The following is a 19,714-nucleotide window of genomic DNA, read 5'->3' as shown; positions in this document are numbered from 1 at the left end:
AACGATGGATATTTATGCCTATCTGCTTATCTTTCTAATTTTTAACAATCAGGATGATGCTTATCAGAGGCTGCTAAATTCTACTAGATATTGAATATTGATTGCTTCACTGTCTAAAGCCTCTAATTTAAAACGCAGATTTCCAAAGTCGATACTGCTAGTACTGCTAATCTCTGCGCCTTCATCTGCTGCTATTTTACTGATAATTTCACCATCAATTGTGCGAATTGATGCTTGCACTTGTCCTTTTATTACTTTCACCACTGCTTTCACAGAAACGGGAATTCTTCCAGATGCATAATCCTCTAAATTCAGTTCTACAAAAGTTGAACCGCTCAATTTGCCGATTTCTCCGCTCAAGTTACCGCTAATACCCCTTTCAGATACGGAGAGTTCTATACTTTGTTGAGAGTTCATTACACTACCAGAAGAACTTCCCCAGGTATCAGTAGTGCTAAGACTAGAATCAGTGATAGAACTGCTAGATGACCAGTTTTTGCTTGTTGATGTACTTGTGCCATAAACACTACTTCTTTCATAAGATACTGAGCCTTCCGTGACAAGTTTTTTGATAGCATCCCAAAATCCCATTGATTTAATCCTCTCTAGCTAATTTTCAGTATTTGACTTGTTGATGTGTCTAAACATACCTATATTATTTTTACTGCTTGCCTGATGTCTGTGGGAAAAAAGTGGGTTAAATCTCAAATTCAAAAAATACAGGTATAAAAATTCAAGGTAAATACGGCTAAACTTCAGTAAAATGCATAATTCCAGCACATTTCGAGATCCAAAAGAGATTTGTGATTATTGGCGATCGCTACTCTAGCCGCAACAACCAGAATCAAACATTTTATTCAGATGTATGACTAAGAAAGGTAATTATATATAGGACTAGTATTTGATTTTTGAAATATACGTAGTGAGTACAGCACCATCTTAAGACTTTGGTGCGTTACGGACTCCGTCCTAACGCACCCTACAGATACGGAGATTTTTGAAATATACGTAGGGTGGGCATTGCCCACCACTACACTACTTAGATTTTTTCAATAATCAAATCGGATTCCTATATATATATGAAAATACTCAAAGGTATCGAGATAATTTTTCTCTTTCTATGCCTACCAACTTTTATATGTGGAATAATTTCATTTCATGCAGATGTTCTAACTAAATTATTTGGCGAGTCTCTGACGTTATCTTTAACGGAACGAGTTAGCACATCACCAACAATATATTTGATATTTTTATGCTGGAGCTTGATCCAGATTCCCATTGGTTTAGGATTAACACTGATCAAAGTATTAAAAAAATATTGGCTTTCATCAGTTATTTTGTTACTGGCAACAATTATGAGCAGTATGTTAATAATTGATTTTATGAAAACTTGGTATGACTTAAGTCGTGGCTGGTAATTAAACTCAATTACCTGTGTTTTTTTGGAGAAGTTATTATTTGTCTGTAGATCGTGAAAATAAATATTTTTGCTGTAACGCACCATTCACATTGGTGTGTGACGCTACAAGTAATATATTGCTCAAAAGCATGTATTATCGTAGCATCACACACCACACAAGTTGGTATTTTATTTTTCCGGAAATCCTTAACCGAAAAGTATTGGCACAGTCCTATCTAATAGAACAGTGTCTGGTAATTTTATGTCCAGTAAGACTCTGGATCTGAACTTCCTTGTCCACCTGCTAACTTTTTAAATTGATTCCAGACGGGTAATTTAGCAGGGTAGTTATTTCCAGTTTGCGAAGAACGCAGACCAAAGCGTTTTACTGTATCTAGATTTGCTGAGTCTGTGGGAGGATCATTGCGGTAGTCGTACCAAAAAGCCGTGTTTACACGTCCACTTTCTCTAAAAGCTTGCACCGCTGCCTCCATTCCAGATGCCGCTTGCTCAAGAATAGTTACCATGTTGTCTACAGCAACAACTCTACGACGTTCAGGGTAAGAAGAATTGGCACTGGGAGGCTTTGGCATTTGCCAGCCAAATTCAGTCACAAAAAATTGAGTATTTGACATCCCTGTTAAGTTGTCTATCTTTGTTCCCAAATGCTGCAATGTTGTCTTTGTAACATCTTTCCAATGTGCAAAAATATCTGTTCTATAGGTAGGAACAGCATAGGGAGGAGATGGAAAGTAGTAACCTGATATTGGTCCTGGAGTCCCTTGGTTGACAATATCAAATATATTAATGCTATAGGGATTGTATGGGTGAATTCCCATGAAATCAAAAGGACGTTTTCCTCGATATTGTCCCCACATTCCAGAATTAAAAAAAGCTTGCCACCAAGACTCTATTCTGATCTGGTCTCCACCAATATTAGAGTTCTCACAATAAGTATTGAGGATGCCACCGCTAACTATCAATTCAGGGCGGTTATTCCTTTTTGCCCAATCCCAGACTCTAGCTAAAAGCCAAGCAAAAGCGTTACCAGTGATTGATTGGTTAGTTTTGTGAGGTTTGGGATTATTTGGCTCATTTCCGATTTCAATAGCATCAGCACGGTATTCAGTATTTTTCAAAAAAACGGTATTCAGCATTGTTTCCAATTCTGTAATGTATGAGGCGATAAATGGGTCTATTTGTTCAGGTTTATTATCATCTCCTCCATACTCCTTATCTAACAACACGAGAACTTTAAGCCCTTTGGCGTGGGCGGCTTTGGCAATTCTCTGATATAGCGAAACATCTTTTATATCATTCCAGCCGTACTCAATTCGTACCCACTTAGCACCAAGACCCTGAAACTCTGAAAATATCTGTGATGCATGGGTTTCAAGAGGTTGATAAACACCTCTATAAATACCTCCAGATACCAAACCTAGATTGACCATATAAACGATACCTTTTGTTGAATGTGTGTGCAATTTAAGTACTTGTGTAGTTATTGATGTATCTATGTACTTAACTTACAGACAGCATTCTAACTAACAATTTTTGAGTTTGGGTTTTACTGATGGGAATAAAAAGTAGGTAAAATGTGGGTTATTTTATAATCATGTAAGCAAAATGTGGGATATTTGTGTTGCTGTTTACCTCAATTTCCAGGATTAATCCAAAATAAAATGACGGTTGATGAAGCATTATCCATACTAGAAACACTTTTACCGCCAGGAACTCTCAACCCGGCGAAGGTGATGGTATTTCGTCAAGCTTGGGATGGTAAAACTTATAGTGAAATTGCCCGCGATGGTGGCTATACTGATGATTACATTCGGGAAACGGGTTCTAATTTGTGGCGATCGCTCTCGGATGCTTTGGGTGATAAGGTAACTAAGTTGAATTTTCGCGCTTTGCTAAAACAACGATTTAGCAAGCAAGAAAATCAGGAAATTTTATCACCGCTAGTTTCTCAATCTCGCGTTGATTGGGGTGAAGCAATTGATGTTTCTAATTTTTACGGGCGAAGCCAGGAATTATTACAGTTACAACAGTGGATTGCTGAAGATGATTGTCGCTTAATTGCTATCTTGGGAATGGGAGGAATCGGTAAAACAGCCCTTTCTGTAAAATTAATCCAATCTCTATCTCCTCATCCCTTCCATTTGATTATTTGGCGATCGCTGCGTAATGCACCCCGGATAAATGATGTATTAGAAGATATTATGCGATCGCTTGCTCCTGGAAGCAATGATTTATATTTCACGTCTTTATCTGTTCCCGAAAAAATTACTAACTTAATTACTTATTTCAGCGATTTTCGCTGCTTGCTAGTACTTGATAATTTAGAGACAATTTTACAACCAGAAACTACTGTTAGTCGCTACAAACCAGACTATGAAGAATATGCAGAACTAATTCAACGTTTGGGAGAATCAACTCATCAAAGTTGTGTGGTGTTGACGAGTCGAGAAAAACCCCAGGAAGTCGCAGTTTTAGCGGGGGAAACTTTACCTGTGCGGTGTTTGCATCTTTTAGGTTTACAAGATGAAGCCAATCAACTTTTACAAGTAAAGGGACTCACTGGTTCACCTCGACAACAACAGGAGTTAATCTCAGCTTATCGGGGAAATCCTCTGGCGTTGAAAATTGTTTCTACCTCAATTCAAGAATTATTTGATGGCAATATAGCCATGTTTCTAGAAACAGGTGCGATCGCTTTTACCAATCTTTATCCTCTCTTGGATGGACAATTCCAACGCTTGTCACATCTAGAAAAAGTCGTGATGTATTGGTTAGCAATTAATCGGGAATGGGTAACACTGACAACTTTGCAGGATGATATTATCCCCACTCCCTCAAGCCGCGAAATAATGGAAGCATTATCTGCTTTGCAAAGGCGATCGCTTATCGAACAAAAAGCAGGTAAATTCACTCAACAACCCGTATTAATGGAGTACGTGACTGATTGTTTCATTGAACAGATATATCAAGAAATTAGCGAAAACCTGATCGGAAAAGGGAGTTTAGGTTGCTTCAACTCCCATGCAATTCTCAAAGTTCAAGAGAAAGACGATATCAAAGACAGTCAAACCCGCGTTATTCTCCAACCCTTAATCCGCCGACTCACAGCAAAATTTCCCTTCAGCAGCGATTTAATTCATCATCTCCATCAACTACTAACCACATTACGAGCATATCGGGAACAGGAACCAAACCAACCGCCCATCCCAGGTTACAGTGGTGGTAATCTCCTCAATATATTAAACGCGCTCCATGTTGATTTAACTGGGTGGGATTTTTCGCGGTTGTCGATTTGGCAAGCATCTCTGCAAAATATCAATTTACATCAAGTCAATTTCACCCAGTCAGACTTGACAAAAAGCGCTTTTACTGAAACATTAGGCGGAGTGCTAGGAGTGGCATTTAGTCCAGACGGCAAAACCTTGGTGGCTGGTGATGTGATGGGTGAATTGCGACTGTGGCAAGTAAGTAATCTCCAGCCATTATTGACTATTGTTGCCCATCAAGGCTGGATTTGGTCACTGGCTTTTAGTCCCGATGGCAAGTATGTTTTTACAGGTAGTGCTGATTGCACCGTCAAGCAATGGGATATACACACCGGACGCTGTTTGTCTACCCTCACTGACAATAAAAATATAGTGATTGCGATCGCCCTCAGTCCAGATGGTAAATGGCTGGCGAGTGGTAGTGTTGACAATTCTCTCAAAATATGGAATTTGCAAGAACCCGACGGAAAAATTAAGCTCGCGTCCGACTTGCAAGAGCATGAAGGTTGGATTATGTCAATAGCCTTCAGTCCTGACAGTCAAACCTTAGCTAGTAGTTCCCTTGACGGGAAGGTGAAACTGTGGAATCTGGAAGATTTTCAGCTGCAAAGTAGCTTTGAAGGTGACGGCAGAGTTCACGCGATTACTTGGCATCCTTCGGGAAATATTTTAGCTGTGGGAGGCGATAGTAATTTAGTGACGTTGTGGGATGTAGAATTAGGTGTAATTGTGCGATCGCTTATTGGTCACACCAACCGCATCGAATTTCTACAATTTAGTCCATCAGGGCAAACCCTCGCTAGTTGCGGTCAAGATAATACCATTCGATTGTGGCAAATTGAAGCAGGTAAATGCCTGCACGCTTCGTACGGACATCAAAGCATCATTTGGGGAATAGGATTTAGCCCTGACGGTGAGACTTTGGTTAGCGGTAGTATGGACAGAACCATACGGTTTTGGAATAGTCGTACAGGCGTATGCTTTAAAACCCTGTATGGACATACAAACTGGTTTTTAACGACTTTATTTGTACCTGGAAAATCCGACTATATTATTAGTACCAGCCAAGACTTAAAATTGAGAATTTGGAATTGGCAAACCGGACAATCTCAGCAAATTGCTCAAAGTCATATTCAACCATCCTATGGCTCTAAATCGCTTGCCATTAGCTCAGATGGACAGCGTTTAGCAACTTGTAGTCACGACGGCACAATTCAACTTTGGCAATTAGAAAATCTTTTGCTAAATTCTCCTAATTCTTGTTTAAAATCACTCAAAATATTTCCAGCACATAATTCTGAAATCAACGCTCCCGCATTTGCACCCAATAACTCAATTCTCGCTAGTGCTAGTTCCGATCACACAATTAAACTATGGGATAGCAACACAGGGAAATGCTTACAAACCCTAGAAGGACATCGTGATTGGGTTTGGACTTTGGCATTTGCTCCCGATGGTAGAATTCTTGCCAGCGCTGGAGTGGACTCCAGAATTATATTTTGGGATATGGAAACAGGAACAGCTTTACATATTTGGGAAGCACATATAAGTCAAATTTGGTGTATTGCCTTTAGTCCTAATGGTAAATATTTAGCCAGTGGTGGTAATGACGAAACTGTAAAAATTTGGGATGTTCACAAGGCTGAATGTTTACATATTTTGAAGGTAAGTATAAACATGCTTTGGTGCATTGCTTTTAGTCCCGATAGTCAACTTTTGGCAACCAGTAGCAGCGACGGAACAATTAAAATTTGGGATGTCAACACAGGTGAATGCTTGCGAAATTTGCAAGAAAAATCTTTTTGGGTAACAAGCGTTGACTTTAGTGCTGATGGGAAAAATTTAGTTTCTGGTAGTCACGACGAAACGATCAAAGTGTGGGATGTTTCCACAGGTGAATGTTTGCAGATGCTTAAACCAAAACGTCCCTATGAAGAAATGAAAATTGCCGGGGTAACTGGATTGACACCTGCTCAAGAGAACAACTTAATGACTTTAGGCGCGGTTGTTTTCTAAAGAGTTAACTATATTGTGAATATGCGATGTGCCCAAAGGTTGGCACAGGATCTGATGCTTTGGGTTGATTTTGTGGAGTGCGATCGCTTTATTAACTGATAGCTCATTCAGTTAAACCTAATCTTTGCTTGACGGATTGCCAGGTTGAACCTTGGTTTGGGTTTTGGCGATCCATCTCCAAGCGTCTATCTAATTCTTGTTTTTGCTCATCGTTAAGAGGAACTTCATCGGGTGTGCTAAGAATGCTGTCCCATAAGTCCTCGGCAAGCTGTATACAGGACTCCTATTTGATTTTTGAACTATACGTAGGGTGGGCAATGCCCACCACAACCCGGATATGGTGGGCAATGCCCACCCTACACTACTTAATATTTTTCACAAATCATTTAGGATTCCTATACGTTTTGATCTATTTTGCAGCCACAAAACATAGCCAAAATTTCAATAAATGGGTTGAGGTTTTTATCAAAAATCCAGTTTGTAGCCATAAAGCTATTAAAATTAGTTGATCTTCTTCCTGATCCAAGCGCGAAATGATTTGAGCAAAGCAATTTCCCCCATACTTTTACTCTGCTCAATAAATCTACTTATCTCACTCACTGAAACTAGAGGAAAGGCAATACTAAACTTACACTCAACATATTGCCCTTCTATTAGCTGATGAAATTTTAGATTTTGCCCATCATATCTCCAAAGTTCAGTGACACCTAAAGCCCCATAAATATTAAATTTGTTAACAGAACTGCTGGTAATGTCAATCTCAATTGCTAAATCAGGTGGCGGATCATTTTCTAAATCTAAAGTTTCCCTACCTCTCATAGCTAATTCATTCTGGATATAATAGCAAGTATCTGGTTCTATTCCCCTTCTGGCTAATTTCCGCTTCAATGTTGTAGAACCAGCACTTCTGATTTCAATATCTAATTCTTCAGCTAAAGCAACAATAAAATTACCAAAATTACTTTTAGGATTTTCGTGTTCAAAAAGTGGAGTCATGATTTCTAAAACACCGCAGTCATAAGCAAACCTAGAGCCTCTATCCTCACCTGTATCTCTCAGCAAGGCTTCAAAGGTTTCCCAGCTAACGTTGTGTAGCACTGTTCTTTGTTCAGCAGGCGTTGACGTTACTAGCATATTAAAACACTTCTTCCGTCACAATATTAGATAAAATCCCGATAATTTTACCTATGTTATTAATATAATATTCACTCAAATCAATTTCAACCACTTGCCCAATTAGCTAATTCTCTGCGCCTTTGCGTCTCTGCGTGAGCAATAAAATAAAGGTGGGCATTGCCCACCCTACATTAATCAAGGAAACCAGCAAAAAAGTCAAGGGTTTCTTTCAACACTTTGATGAAAATATCAATTTCCTCGCGGGTGTTGTAGAAAGATAAACTAGCCCTTGCAGTTCCTGAAAGCCCTAAATGGCGGTGTAATGGTTGAGTGCAATGGTGTCCAGAACGAATGGCAATGCCTTCTTGATCTAATAATGTAGATAAGTCGTTGGCGTGGACTGCTGCGGTTGTGAATGCAGCTAAGGCGGCTCTACCTTCTCCGTTAGCATCTGGCTTGGGGCCGTAAATCCGAACTTGGGGAATTTGCTCTAATTGTTGGAACAAATAAGCTGTTAATTCGGCTTCATAAGCATGGATTTTATCCATACCAATATTAGTAAGATAGTCTATCGCTGCACCAAGTGCGATCGCTTCCCCAATTGCAGGTGTACCGGCTTCAAATTTATGGGGTAATTCGGCATAGGTAGAATGATCTAAATATACCTCGGCAATCATTTCACCACCACCAAAAAATGGTGGCATTGATTCTAACAATTCTAACTTGCCGTATAAAAATCCTATCCCAGTCGGGGCACACATTTTGTGACCGGAGGCTACCAACCAATCACAATCAATTTGCTGGACATCGACAGGCATATGTGGGACACTTTGGCAAGCATCAACTAAGAATTTCGCACCGTATCTGTGAGCAATCGTAGCAATTTCCTGCACTGGGTTAATACAACCCAATGTATTTGAAACATGAACCACTGACACCAATTTTGTTTTGTCAGAAATCAGTTGTTTAAACTGTTCTAAATCAAAAGTTTCTTCTGGTGTCAGTTCGACAAACTTTAAAACAGCACCCGTTTTTTGAGCGACAAACTGCCAAGGAACAATATTACTGTGGTGTTCCATCACCGACAGAATAATCTCATCTCCTGGCTGCAAATTGTGCATTCCCCAACTGTAAGCCACCAAGTTAATTGCTTCGCTGGCGTTGCGGGTGTAAACAATTTCTTGACGGGATGCTGCATTAATCAACTTGGCTATTTTGTCTCTAGCACCTTCATAAGCATCAGTGGCTTTAGCACTCAAGGTGTGGGCACCCCGATGCACGTTGGCATTATAATGCTCGTAATAATCCCGCAGGGTATTTAATACGAATAAAGGCTTTTGCGATGTCGCTGCATTATCGAGATAAACTAAAGTTTTGCCGTTGACTTCTTCCCGTAGGATTGGGAAGTCAGCGCGAACTTTATCGGCTAGGGTTTTGGTAGTTGTAAAAGTCATTGGTAGATTAGTTATGAATCGCGTCTCTCATTAGTTAGAGACTTGAGACTATTGACGGTGGTTAACAGGATTTCTCGCAGAGAAGGAATTGGTACTTGGTTGATGATTTCGGCGGCGAAGGCGTTAATTAACAACTTACGCGCAGCGTCTTCATCAATTCCCCGGCTTTGCAGGTAAAATATCTCGTCATCTTCCAACTGGCTGACGGTAGCACCGTGGGCACATTTAACGTTGTCAGCGGTAATTTCCAGTTGGGGTTTGGTATCAACTCTAGCTTTAGATGATAGCAGCAAATTCCGATTTAATTGCCCGGCATTTGTTTGCTGCGCTGGTTTGGGGACAAAAACCTTACCATTGAATACGGCATGAGCGCGATCGCCTACAATACACTTATGCAATTGCTGACTCACACCATAAGGATGATTGAGTGCGATCGCACTGTGAGTATCTCCTAATTGACGCTCCCAAATCATCGTCAAACCATTGAGGGTAGTTTCCGTTTGCTCACCAGTTTGCAAAATCTCTAAATTATGGCGTGATAGTTTCCCACCTAAAGTTATGGCATGAGAACTATATCGACTATCACGAGCCTGAGTTACAGCAGTCTTCCCAATATGAAAAGCCTCTGCACTTTCCCTGACAACCCTAGTGTGACTCACCTGAGCATTCTCAGCTAGCCAAATTTCCGTAACCGCGTTGGTGAGGTAAACCCCCTCTTTTTCCGTGCTGCTGAAGTTCCTATACTCTTCCACCAAGGTGACACTACTACCACTTTCCGCCACCACCAAACAACGCGGCTGGGAAATTGTCGCCGTCTCACCTGCGACAGTCATAAACACTAAATGAATTAGTGTCTCAACTGCTACATTTTTATCCACCAATACCACCGCCGCATCAGTCAATCCAGCAGTGTTAAGAGCCGTAAATACTTCCTGCGCGCCTTCAGCCTGAGCTAAATACTGGCTGACACGCTTTTGTATATCTACAGTTAACTCTGTCAAATTACCAACAACAATCCCCGGTGGTAAATCTGCAATTGCAGATAACTCAGGTGCATAAACACCATTCACAAACACCAAACGGCTATTAGCGGCTTCTGGCAGAATATCAGGTTGCACAGACGTGAATTTTCCCGTCTCTACATTAAACTGCACCTTTCGCAAAGAAGACAAATCTGTAAACCGCCATTCTTCTTCGCGAGTGGTGGGGATAGTTGAGTGACGTACCCAATTAGTAGCGTGTTGACGAACTTCTTGTAACCAACCTGTAGATTTTGTGATGGTTACTCGATTTAACAACTCAATCAGATAAGCATCTCTATCTAACAGAGTAGCTGTTAAACTCACAGTGTCCGAGTTAGGAATAGTGCTAGGCGAAACTTGCATAGTCATGAGAATCAGCAGATAAACTTGTGTACAGTGTGCGTAGCGCGAGAGCCTAAATCCCTACCAAAGATTGAAACTCTTCCAGTACCCAGTCATAACCACGAGATTCTAATTTCAGCGCCAGTTCCTTACCGCCACTGGTGATTATTTGCCCATTTGCCATCACATGCACAAAGTCTGGGATAATATAATCTAGCAAGCGCTGATAGTGAGTAATCATAATTGTCGCATTTTCCGGACTTGTCAGCTGGTTCACCCCATTCGCCACAATCCTTAGAGCATCAATATCCAAGCCAGAATCCGTCTCATCGAGAATTGCTAACTTTGGTTCCAGCAGTGCCATTTGCAGAATCTCATTCCGCTTCTTCTCGCCACCAGAAAACCCTTCATTTAAACTGCGACTGAGAAAAGCGGGATTCATCTTCACCACATCCAGCTTTTCTTCAATCAAATCATCAAAATCAAAGGCATCTATTTCTTCTAAACCTTGTGCTTTGCGGCGAGAATTATAAGCCACCCGCAAGAAATCTAAATTGCTGACACCGGGAATTTCTAAAGGATACTGAAATGCCAAAAATACGCCTGCTTGCGCTCTTTCTGCTGGTTCTAATTCCAGCAAATTTTGTCCTTGAAAAATTACCTCGCCGCCAGTCACGGTATATGCTGGATGTCCTGCTAATACTTTAGAAAAAGTACTCTTACCAGAACCATTCTGTCCCATAATCGCATGAATTTCGCCGTAGCGAACTTCTAAATTCACACCCTTAAGAATTGGTGTTCCATCAACTTCAGCCGTCAGATTTCTTACCGACAGCACGACTTCGCTATTTTCAATAATCATGTTCTCTCTCTTTACTCTCTCCTAATTTGTATAGGTATTGTAGGGTGTGTTAGAACGGAGTTCGTAACGCACCAAACCCCCAATCTCTTTCTCTTATTTCGTAGTTGGCTGGGCAATGCCCACCGAAACCTACATATGTGTTTCAGACAATGGGCGGGGAAACCTACAAAAAATGCTGGTGTAAGATGTAAGCTACCCAACTGAACCTTCGAGTTTCAAGCTCAATAATTTATCAGCTTCCACAGCAAATTCCATTGGTAGCTGATTAAAAACATCTTTGCAGAAGCCACTAATCATCATTGAGATGGCATCTTCTGGCGAAATACCCCGTTGGGCAAAGTAGAATAACTGATCTTCCCCAATCTTAGAAGTAGAAGCTTCATGTTCTACTTTCGCAGAATTATTTTGCACCTGGATGTAGGGGAAAGTATTCGCATGGGCATTATCCCCAATTAACATTGAGTCACATTGAGAATAATTTCTCGCCCCTTTAGCCGTCGGGTTAACTTTCACCAAACCCCGATAGCTGTTGCTAGATTTACCAGCAGAGATTCCTTTAGAAATAATTGTGCTGCGGGTGTTTTTCCCAATATGAATCATCTTCGTGCCGGTGTCGGCTTGCTGCATATGATTTGTCAGCGCTACGGAGTAAAATTCACCCACGGAGTTATCACCCACCAACACGCAACTGGGATATTTCCAAGTAATTGCTGAACCTGTTTCAACTTGAGTCCAGGAAATCTTGGAATTTACACCCTGACACAAACCACGCTTGGTGACAAAGTTATAAATACCGCCTTTGCCGTTGGCGTCGCCAGCGTACCAGTTTTGGACGGTGGAATATTTAATTTCGGCGTTGTCAAAGGCGACAAGTTCGACAACTGCAGCGTGTAGCTGGTTGCTGTCATACATTGGCGCTGTACAACCTTCTAAATAAGAAACATAACTACCTTCTTCAGCGACAATCAAAGTCCGCTCAAATTGTCCCGTATCACCTGAGTTGATGCGGAAATAGGTAGACAGTTCCATTGGGCATTTTACGCCTTTAGGAATATAGACAAAAGAGCCATCGCTGAAAACGGCGGCGTTGAGGGCGGCGAAATAATTATCTGCTATGGGGACGACGCTACCCAGATATTTTTTGATTAGTTCTGGATATTCTTGCAATGCTTCGGAAATTGAGCAGAAGATGACGCCGTCTTTGAGAAGTTTTTCTTTAAATGTGGTGGCGACGGAAACGCTATCAAAAATTGCATCTACAGCAACGTTTGACAGACGCTTCTGTTCAGATAGGGAAATGCCTAGTTTCTCAAAGGTTTCTAAAAGGGTGGGATCTACTTCATCTAAGCTGTTCAGCTTGGCTTTCTTTTGTTTTGGCGCTGAGTAGTAGATAATATTCTGATAGTCAATTGCTGGATACTTGACGCTGGGCCAAGTTGGTTCTGTCATTTTTTGCCACTGGCGATAAGCCCGGAGGCGAAATTCCAACATGAACTCCGGCTCGTTCTTCTTGGCGGAGATCAAGCGGATAACGTCCTCGTTTAGTCCACGCGGAATAGTGTCAGCCTCGATGTCGGTAACGAAGCCGTACTTGTAGGGTTGGTTGACTAAGGTTTTGACAGTGGCACTCATCGGTATTTAGTCTCTTGTGTTCGGAAATTGAATCTCTTTAAGGAAGAAGCAGAGACGGGCTGTAGTTAGCCGATTCCCCTCTTGCGTGACCGAGTGGTGACGCGGCTGTTAGAATAGGGGTAGAGATTAAAACAACAAGCTGGTTGTTTAATGTATCTCCATTTTACGCTAAATTAACAACAACAATGTTGTTAAAGTCAAATTTTAAAAAAAAATTTTCGGGCGTTCGCGGAACGTCTCGTATAAGAAGATGGCGACTACCCACCAGTCCTCAACGAAGCAAGATATTCTGGAATATCTCTTGAAGCACTCACAAGCAACGGCTGTTGAGCTAGCTGAAGTTTTAGATGTGAGCCAGCAAGCGATTCGTCGTCATCTTAAGGACTTGGAGGCTCAGAAGCTGATTTTGTATTCAACATCGGTGCAGGCTGGGATGGGGCGGCCACACCATGTCTATCAATTGAGTACTCTAGGACGAGATCGCCTACATCGGAGCGATCGCTTTGGTGATGGACACAGTGATTTTGCAGTTTCGCTCTTAGACACTTTAGCAGAAACCGTAGACCATGATCAATTCAAATCAATTTTACAAAAACAATGGCAGCGCAAAGCTCAAGAATACCGTGATCAGGTCGGTAAAGGTTCACTGCAACAGCGGGTAGCAAAATTAGTAGAACTCAGACAAGCAGAAGGTTTCATGGCAGAGTATCACCCTGTGGATGCCAATAACTCTACTGTGGGCGATCGCTTTATATTTATAGAGCATAACTGCGCTATTTCCAACGTCGCCGAGTCTTTTCCCAGTGTCTGCGGTCATGAGTTGGAAATGTTTGCTGCCGTCTTACCAGACTGTACAGTAGAGCGTACCCATTGGCTGATCAATGGCGAACATCGTTGCGGCTATTTAGTGCAAGCTAGGGAGTAGGGACTGGGGACTAGTACAAGACGGCGGAAGTAAGCCGAGTATTATATGGGATAATTAAGTCAGTAGATGAAAAGCTTTGTTTGGTGACAAAGAATCAGGGTATGGCAAGATTAGCTCCAAAAGAATTAAGTTTGAGTGATAGTGAGCAGAATGAACTACAAGAGTTGATAAAGGGACATAAGACAGCACAGCAAATCGTCATCCGAGCCAAAATTATTCTTCTGGCATCATCAGGGAAAAATAACGGCGAAATTGCTCGAATATTAGAGATTAGTCTAGATATGACTCGTTTATGGCGAAAGCGATGGTTGGAGACAGAGGGAGCAAAATTATCAGCTTTTCAAAGATTACAAGATCAAGAGCGTACTGGCGCACCAGTAAAATTTAGCATGGAACAAGTAATAGAGTTGTTTGCGCTTGCCTGTTCGCCGCCAGAAGATTACGGTCGGACAATAAGTCACTGGACATCTAGAGAACTGACAGATGAAATTACAAAACAAGGGATTATCGAAAGTATATCTGTTCGCCATGTGGGAAGACTATTAGAAGAAGCTCAATTGAAGCCACACCAAAGTCGGTACTGGCTGACTCCCCCCCCTGGATGAAAAATTTGATGCAAAAGTTGAAGATATTACAGATTTGTATTTAAATGCGATTGACCGTCATCTAAAGGGGGAACGCACAATATCTATTGATGAGATGACAGGTATTCAAGCTACTGAGCGCATAGAAAAAGACTTACCAATGCGACCGGGCAAAGTTGAAAGAAGGGAATTTGAATATATTCGTCACGGTACGCAAACCTTGATAGCCAGTTTCGATGTTGCCACTGGTCAAATTATCAGACCAACTTGTGGAGATTCCAGAACAGAAGTTGATTTTATCTTTCATATTCATCAAACTATTGCCACTGACCCCAATGCGAAAAAATGGCATTTAATTATGGATTGCCTGAACACTCATCAATCGGAGTCCTTAGTTCGTTTTGTTGCACAAATTGAAGGTTTAAACATCAACCTTGGCATTAAGGGTAAAAGTGGCATCCTCAAATCAATGAAATCTCGTGCAGCTTTTTTAAGTGACCCCACACATCAAATCGTTTTCCATTACACACCACTACATTCTTCTTGGCTCAACCAAATTGAAATTTGGTTTAGTATTTTGGTACGGAAGTTACTAAGAAGAGCCAGTTTCCAGAGTCAGGATGATCTCAAAACTAGAATTCTTGCTTTTATTGACTACTTTAATCAAACAATGGCTAAACCTTTCAAGTGGACATATAAGGGTAAAGTTTTGGCTGTTTAATACTCGGTTTATTTCCGCCGTCCTGTACTAGGGACTAGGGAAGAAATAACTTAATGACCCTTGATAACTGATAACTGATAACTGATTTATGGATTTACCACCACAGCAACCATCAACACAATTTTTAACCCTAGAAGAGTCAGCAAACGTAGACGCAGCTTTATTATCTTCACCAGAGAAGTTTTTAACAAGATTAACAATTTCATCACTGAAGCTTTTGAAGTATATCGCTCAAGATTACGATGTCCCTATTGAAGATTTGACAACAAAGCAGCTTATCGCCTGGTTTGAGAAAGATAGCAAAATCAGACGTGAGCAGGGAATTGAAGCGTCTTATTTGAAGTGGTGAAGCTCTGATTTATTTAAGTGCCTAAATCAAGCACTCAATGGTCATATTTTGGTAACTAAGTTTCAGCGTTAAATAACACAAAGCACCTTGAAAAAGGTGCTTTAAAATTTATAGTATTTGATTTTCCAAATACTTTTTTAACTATTGTAACCGTTAGTGCGAAGATTACGAGCGCCAGCAACAGCCCCCATCAACGCAGCAGCTAAACCCAACAAAGAACCCAACACAAACCACCATAAACCTCTAGAAGTGGCGGCTGCAACATCACGAGCCTGTTCAGCAGTTAAAGTGGGTAAGTTTTGCGGGATTGTAGTTCCCGGTTGTTGTACTTGGTTCAGTACTTGTGCAGCATTAGAAGCAGCAACACCAAATGCACCTGATACCCCACTTGCTAATAGCCAAGAGCTAAGAGATAGAGTAGTAGCCCAGAGAATTGCGCCGTTAAGCAAAGCTGTATTACGGTTCATTGGGCCACAAGCACGTGTTGTTACCCAACCACCTGTGAATAAAGAAATCAACAAAGCTACAGTTGACCACAAACCGACATTATTAGCAACGCCAGGGGCAATTGTTCTGGGTGCGCCTGAACCTGCAATGTTACCTGCGCCGATCGCACCAAATAAGGCGCTGATAATCAATTGAGTAGCTAAGGCAACCAACACACCAGAAATTATTGGACCCCAACGGACGCGATCGCGGTATTCAGCAACTCGACCCGCTACAACAGCCTCTGGAGGAATAACATCATCACCCACCCGATTTACGTAAGACATAGCCTATTTTCTCCCTTACAACTTTAGCAAAGTTATTTTTCAGGTATATTTGTGCTGCTGTATAAGATTAAATCGCTAATACTAATTTTCAGTATCTATCAAGAGAAATAACGTATTAATCTATCTTTAGTCATGATTTTTAAATACAAGTTTATTCATCTTTATATTTTACATTTTATTAAAATTTAATTCAGTCAAAATACCAACTTTAAATCTAGTTATTAAATTAGCAAAAATAAATTATAGAACTAGTATTTAAATCAGTTAACTGTTAACAGTTAACTGATTTAAAAGACTAACGTATCTTCACAGCAGTACCAGTCGCAGTAATCAGCAATAGAACTCCTGACTGGTCAATATTGATTGTACCTGTATCAATTTCAATCCCAATCACAGCATCTGCGCCTAAGCGCTGTGCCCTTTGTTGTAATTCTTCCAGTGCTTTCCGTTGACCTTGTTCAAATAAACGCTCATAACTGCCAGTCCGCCCGCCAACAAAATCCCGGATACTAGCCAAAAAATCGCGTAAGAAATTACTGCCGTAGACAACTTCTGCTGTCACAATACCTAGATATGACTGAACAACTGCCCCTTGAATCACATCAGTAGTAGTTAAAATCATAACTTAGCTTCACAGATATAGCGGTTTTCAGATCAGTGAGATACAGTTTTAAATCGCAAAGCCCGTAGGGACAGGGTTTCCTCGCCTCCTGTTGTATTGCATCCGACCGAGAACCGCCATAACACATCAATTGATAAGTAACGCGGTCTCAGAGGATTTGAGCTTGCCCTGAATAGATTGTAGGCATTGAAGGAACATTTTATATTTCAGATTACTCTTATTTAGTGGCGACTGAATCCAGATGAACGAGCAAAAAAGAATATGTGAAACATCGGATACAGTCTTCTAAGTTAGCCTATGTAGTATATTGATCACTTGATACTAGTCCTGATAATTATCTAGGAGATATACTGATTATTGATATTTCATACTTTCATTTTCAGTAGAAATGCTGGTGCTTTAGGAGTTAATACGGAGTTAAAGTCAAGAGATTATTAACGTTTTATAAAAGTGCATAAATACAGTTTTCAAAACTCAATATTTTTGTTTTAATGTACAAGAAAAAAGTTCCCCCCAAGTTCAGGAAATTTACTGTGTACAAACAGACTGCATTCGTAGTTAGTGTTCTTTTATCTGGATGTTTTGCCGCCACTATCCCCTCAGTGGCTCAGGCTCAGGTATTGGTCGCACAAACCAAAAATCCAGAGCTAAAGCAACTGCTAGAAGAAGGGCGGAGACTAGTGGATGCTGGTGATTATAATGGGGCGATCGCTGTCTATCAACAAGCACTCAGCCTCGATCCCAAAAATGCCAAAATTCATTCTGGTATTGGCTACTTATACGCTCAACAAGGGAATTTTCAGGCAGCTCTAGCAGCTTATCGTCGCGCTCTTGCTATCAATCCCAACAGTAGCGAATTTTATTACGCTGTTGGCTATATCAAAGGTAATTTAGCAGACACACCAGGAGCAAAAGAAGCTTATCGTCGTGCCATACAGCTGAATCGTAATAACATTAATGCCTACTTAGGATTGGGTGTCATGCAAGCCCGCCTAGGAGATTATGAAGCAGCTATGTGGGCATATGAGCAAGCAATCAGCCTAGATCGGAACAACGCCCAGACTTATGAGTTAATGGGTTCGATGTATAAACAAAGACGGCAAACTAAACAAGCAGGCAATCTACTTGCAAAAGCCCGTGACTTATACCAGCGACGAAATGACCAAGATGGTGTCGCCAGGGTAGAAGCCTTGCTGCGAGATTTAGGAGGATGAAATAAAACAGTTAACAGTTATCAGTAAACAGTTATCAACTCAACAACCGTGATACAGCATTTTTCAAGCAGGGGCGAACGGTTGTTCGCCCTTATAAAAGTCTGTACCTCACCAAGTTGCAATCTGCTGTAACTGTTAACTGTTAACTGTTAACTGTTTAGAGGCGGGTATAAATTAATTAGATCCTAAAATGAGATGCAAAACTTTAAGCGGGGAAAGTCTTGACTAAATCATCTCCAGGAATAACTGTGGTGTAGAAGACATAATCATCATTAGCTCGATAACGACGGTCTTGTTTAATGATTGCCATAAACTCCCGATGTCCCTCTCGCCTACGTCCTACTAAACAACCTGCACTGGCATTCTTGATATCATTCGTAGGAGCATCATAACCCCAGTGTTGATTAACATAGAAAAGACCTGTGTCAAGTTTGTCACCAGTCCGTTTAAAATCTTTGTTGAAATCTCGACAAACAGTAATTGGTGCAACTTGTACTAACGCTTCGTGACGCTCTGCATTCCCGTGCATTCCGACTGCCCAAGCTTTGTATTGCCCAAACTTAATTCTGGCGGCTCCTGCTGAATTCATGGGATTATAGGTGTAGTAACTCCCTGGTTCAGTGGTAGCTTGCCAGTGATTGACAATTTTGGGAACACCGTCTACCACTTCAAGCACAATTCTTCGGTCATTAAATTGATTGGGCGTATCATCATTAAGACTCCAATCTTCATTGATTCCCTCTATATAAACAATATTGTATTCTTTTGGTCTGGTGAATACTTGATAGTTGTTAGCCTGCAAGTATTTCACAATCCTGCTGGCAATGCCATTGCTTAGTTTTAAGGGTGTTTCAGGTAGTTCCTCTATTTTTGTTTCAATTAAGTTCTTAGCTGTCACTGGTCCCAAAAAGTCAGGTTCTCCACTCTTGGTTAAATCTTGAAATTTTTTGAGCGCAGCCACAGAAACAGGGCCAAGCTTGCCATCAGCAGGGGGTTCCAGCAGTCCCAAGCCAATTAACTGAACCTGAATCTGACGAGTCAAATCTGCGTCATCTGCGATCGCCTCAAAATTCCATTTAGTTTGCGTTCCCAAGAAATCTTGTAGTTTCATATTGCATTTGCCTCAATTTACTTACTTGTTAAGTATGTACAGACACATTTGTGTAGATTGATTCAGTTTAAGAGTATATCCTTAGATACAAATCCTCAACGAAATTATTACATATACATCTATACTTTAGTCTCAGTATACTAATCTAGTAAAAAAATATACTAGATAATTGGTCATTTACTTGTTATTTTCCTAAATATTTGCGTATTTTTACGTAAATAATTCATCAATAAAAATTAATTTTATGTACCATGAATCCAGTGTTTTCAAAATAAAATATTGTTT

Annotated in this window: 17 protein-coding genes; 6 read left to right on the top strand and 11 right to left on the bottom strand. The window is 40.8% G+C overall.

Features of this window, described 5'->3' with window-relative positions; translation table 11 throughout:
• Positions 1 to 63: 63 nt before the first annotated feature.
• On the bottom strand, positions 64 to 591 hold the full coding sequence (locus tag CAL7507_RS20710; protein ID WP_015130448.1) for a hypothetical protein: 528 nt from the start codon (positions 589 to 591) through the stop codon (positions 64 to 66).
• Positions 592 to 1,659: 1,068 nt separating this feature from the next.
• The gene (locus CAL7507_RS20700; protein WP_015130446.1) at positions 1,660 to 2,850 is read right to left on the bottom strand and encodes a hypothetical protein; all 1,191 of its coding nucleotides are present in this window, start codon (positions 2,848 to 2,850) and stop codon (positions 1,660 to 1,662) included.
• A gap of 231 nt (positions 2,851 to 3,081) precedes the next feature.
• On the opposite strand from CAL7507_RS20700, the gene CAL7507_RS20695 reads away from it, so the two are divergent.
• Positions 3,082 to 6,702 carry an NB-ARC domain-containing protein gene (locus CAL7507_RS20695; RefSeq protein WP_015130445.1) on the top strand — a complete coding sequence of 1,207 codons (3,621 nt, stop codon included), beginning with the start codon at positions 3,082 to 3,084 and terminating at the stop codon, positions 6,700 to 6,702.
• A gap of 103 nt (positions 6,703 to 6,805) precedes the next feature.
• Here CAL7507_RS20695 and CAL7507_RS30970 read toward each other — a convergent pair whose 3' ends face one another.
• From CAL7507_RS30970 to sufB, 6 genes are all read right to left on the bottom strand, one after another.
• Complete coding sequence (locus CAL7507_RS30970; RefSeq protein ID WP_083862961.1) at positions 6,806 to 6,976, bottom strand: addiction module protein; 171 nt, start codon at positions 6,974 to 6,976, stop codon at positions 6,806 to 6,808.
• Between the two features lie 227 nt (positions 6,977 to 7,203).
• On the bottom strand, positions 7,204 to 7,836 hold the full coding sequence (locus CAL7507_RS20690; RefSeq protein ID WP_015130444.1) for a Uma2 family endonuclease: 633 nt from the start codon (positions 7,834 to 7,836) through the stop codon (positions 7,204 to 7,206).
• Positions 7,837 to 8,009: 173 nt separating this feature from the next.
• On the bottom strand, positions 8,010 to 9,272 hold the full coding sequence (locus CAL7507_RS20685; RefSeq protein WP_015130443.1) for a SufS family cysteine desulfurase: 1,263 nt from the start codon (positions 9,270 to 9,272) through the stop codon (positions 8,010 to 8,012).
• Between the two features lie 11 nt (positions 9,273 to 9,283).
• The gene (gene sufD / locus CAL7507_RS20680; protein WP_015130442.1) at positions 9,284 to 10,663 is read right to left on the bottom strand and encodes a Fe-S cluster assembly protein SufD; all 1,380 of its coding nucleotides are present in this window, start codon (positions 10,661 to 10,663) and stop codon (positions 9,284 to 9,286) included.
• A gap of 46 nt (positions 10,664 to 10,709) precedes the next feature.
• Positions 10,710 to 11,498: a Fe-S cluster assembly ATPase SufC gene (sufC, locus tag CAL7507_RS20675; protein WP_015130441.1), complete on the bottom strand. Its 789-nt coding sequence runs from the start codon at positions 11,496 to 11,498 to the stop codon at positions 10,710 to 10,712.
• A 192-nt stretch (positions 11,499 to 11,690) separates the two neighbouring features.
• Complete coding sequence (gene sufB / locus CAL7507_RS20670; protein WP_015130440.1) at positions 11,691 to 13,130, bottom strand: Fe-S cluster assembly protein SufB; 1,440 nt, start codon at positions 13,128 to 13,130, stop codon at positions 11,691 to 11,693.
• 250 nt (positions 13,131 to 13,380) lie between these two features.
• On the opposite strand from sufB, the gene sufR reads away from it, so the two are divergent.
• The 4 genes from sufR (at position 13,381) to CAL7507_RS20650 (ending at position 15,709) form a co-directional block, all read left to right on the top strand.
• Positions 13,381 to 14,055 carry an iron-sulfur cluster biosynthesis transcriptional regulator SufR gene (sufR, locus tag CAL7507_RS20665; protein WP_015130439.1) on the top strand — a complete coding sequence of 225 codons (675 nt, stop codon included), beginning with the start codon at positions 13,381 to 13,383 and terminating at the stop codon, positions 14,053 to 14,055.
• A gap of 101 nt (positions 14,056 to 14,156) precedes the next feature.
• On the top strand, positions 14,157 to 14,660 hold the full coding sequence (locus CAL7507_RS20660; protein WP_042341108.1) for a helix-turn-helix domain-containing protein: 504 nt from the start codon (positions 14,157 to 14,159) through the stop codon (positions 14,658 to 14,660).
• Positions 14,661 to 14,694: 34 nt separating this feature from the next.
• Complete coding sequence (locus CAL7507_RS20655) at positions 14,695 to 15,360, top strand: transposase (RefSeq protein WP_236556786.1); 666 nt, start codon at positions 14,695 to 14,697, stop codon at positions 15,358 to 15,360.
• 88 nt (positions 15,361 to 15,448) lie between these two features.
• Entirely contained in the window at positions 15,449 to 15,709 is a 261-nt protein-coding gene (locus CAL7507_RS20650; RefSeq protein ID WP_015130438.1) for a hypothetical protein, read from the top strand.
• Between the two features lie 137 nt (positions 15,710 to 15,846).
• On the opposite strand, the gene CAL7507_RS20645 is transcribed toward CAL7507_RS20650, so the two are convergent.
• Together CAL7507_RS20645 and CAL7507_RS20640 are read right to left on the bottom strand one after the other, a co-directional pair.
• On the bottom strand, positions 15,847 to 16,482 hold the full coding sequence (locus tag CAL7507_RS20645) for a hypothetical protein (protein WP_015130437.1): 636 nt from the start codon (positions 16,480 to 16,482) through the stop codon (positions 15,847 to 15,849).
• A 295-nt stretch (positions 16,483 to 16,777) separates the two neighbouring features.
• Positions 16,778 to 17,104 (bottom strand): YbjQ family protein, encoded by a 327-nt coding sequence (locus tag CAL7507_RS20640; RefSeq protein ID WP_015130436.1) that lies wholly within the window; start codon positions 17,102 to 17,104, stop codon positions 16,778 to 16,780.
• A 533-nt stretch (positions 17,105 to 17,637) separates the two neighbouring features.
• On the opposite strand from CAL7507_RS20640, the gene CAL7507_RS20635 reads away from it, so the two are divergent.
• Positions 17,638 to 18,318, top strand: a complete 681-nt coding sequence (locus CAL7507_RS20635; protein ID WP_042341431.1) for a tetratricopeptide repeat protein — start codon at positions 17,638 to 17,640, stop codon at positions 18,316 to 18,318.
• 205 nt (positions 18,319 to 18,523) lie between these two features.
• Here the strand turns inward: CAL7507_RS20635 and CAL7507_RS20630 are convergent, their stop codons facing one another.
• A complete protein-coding gene (locus CAL7507_RS20630) occupies positions 18,524 to 19,429 on the bottom strand; it encodes a peptidoglycan-binding domain-containing protein (RefSeq protein WP_015130434.1) in 906 nt (301 codons plus the stop codon).
• Between the last annotated feature and the right edge of the window lie 285 nt (positions 19,430 to 19,714).

It is taken from the genome of Calothrix sp. PCC 7507 (genome assembly GCF_000316575.1).
Taxonomy (GTDB): Bacteria; Cyanobacteriota; Cyanobacteriia; order Cyanobacteriales; family Nostocaceae; genus Fortiea.
The sequence above is the reverse complement of the archived record's forward strand: the minus strand, read 5'-3'. Positions and strand labels throughout refer to the sequence as shown.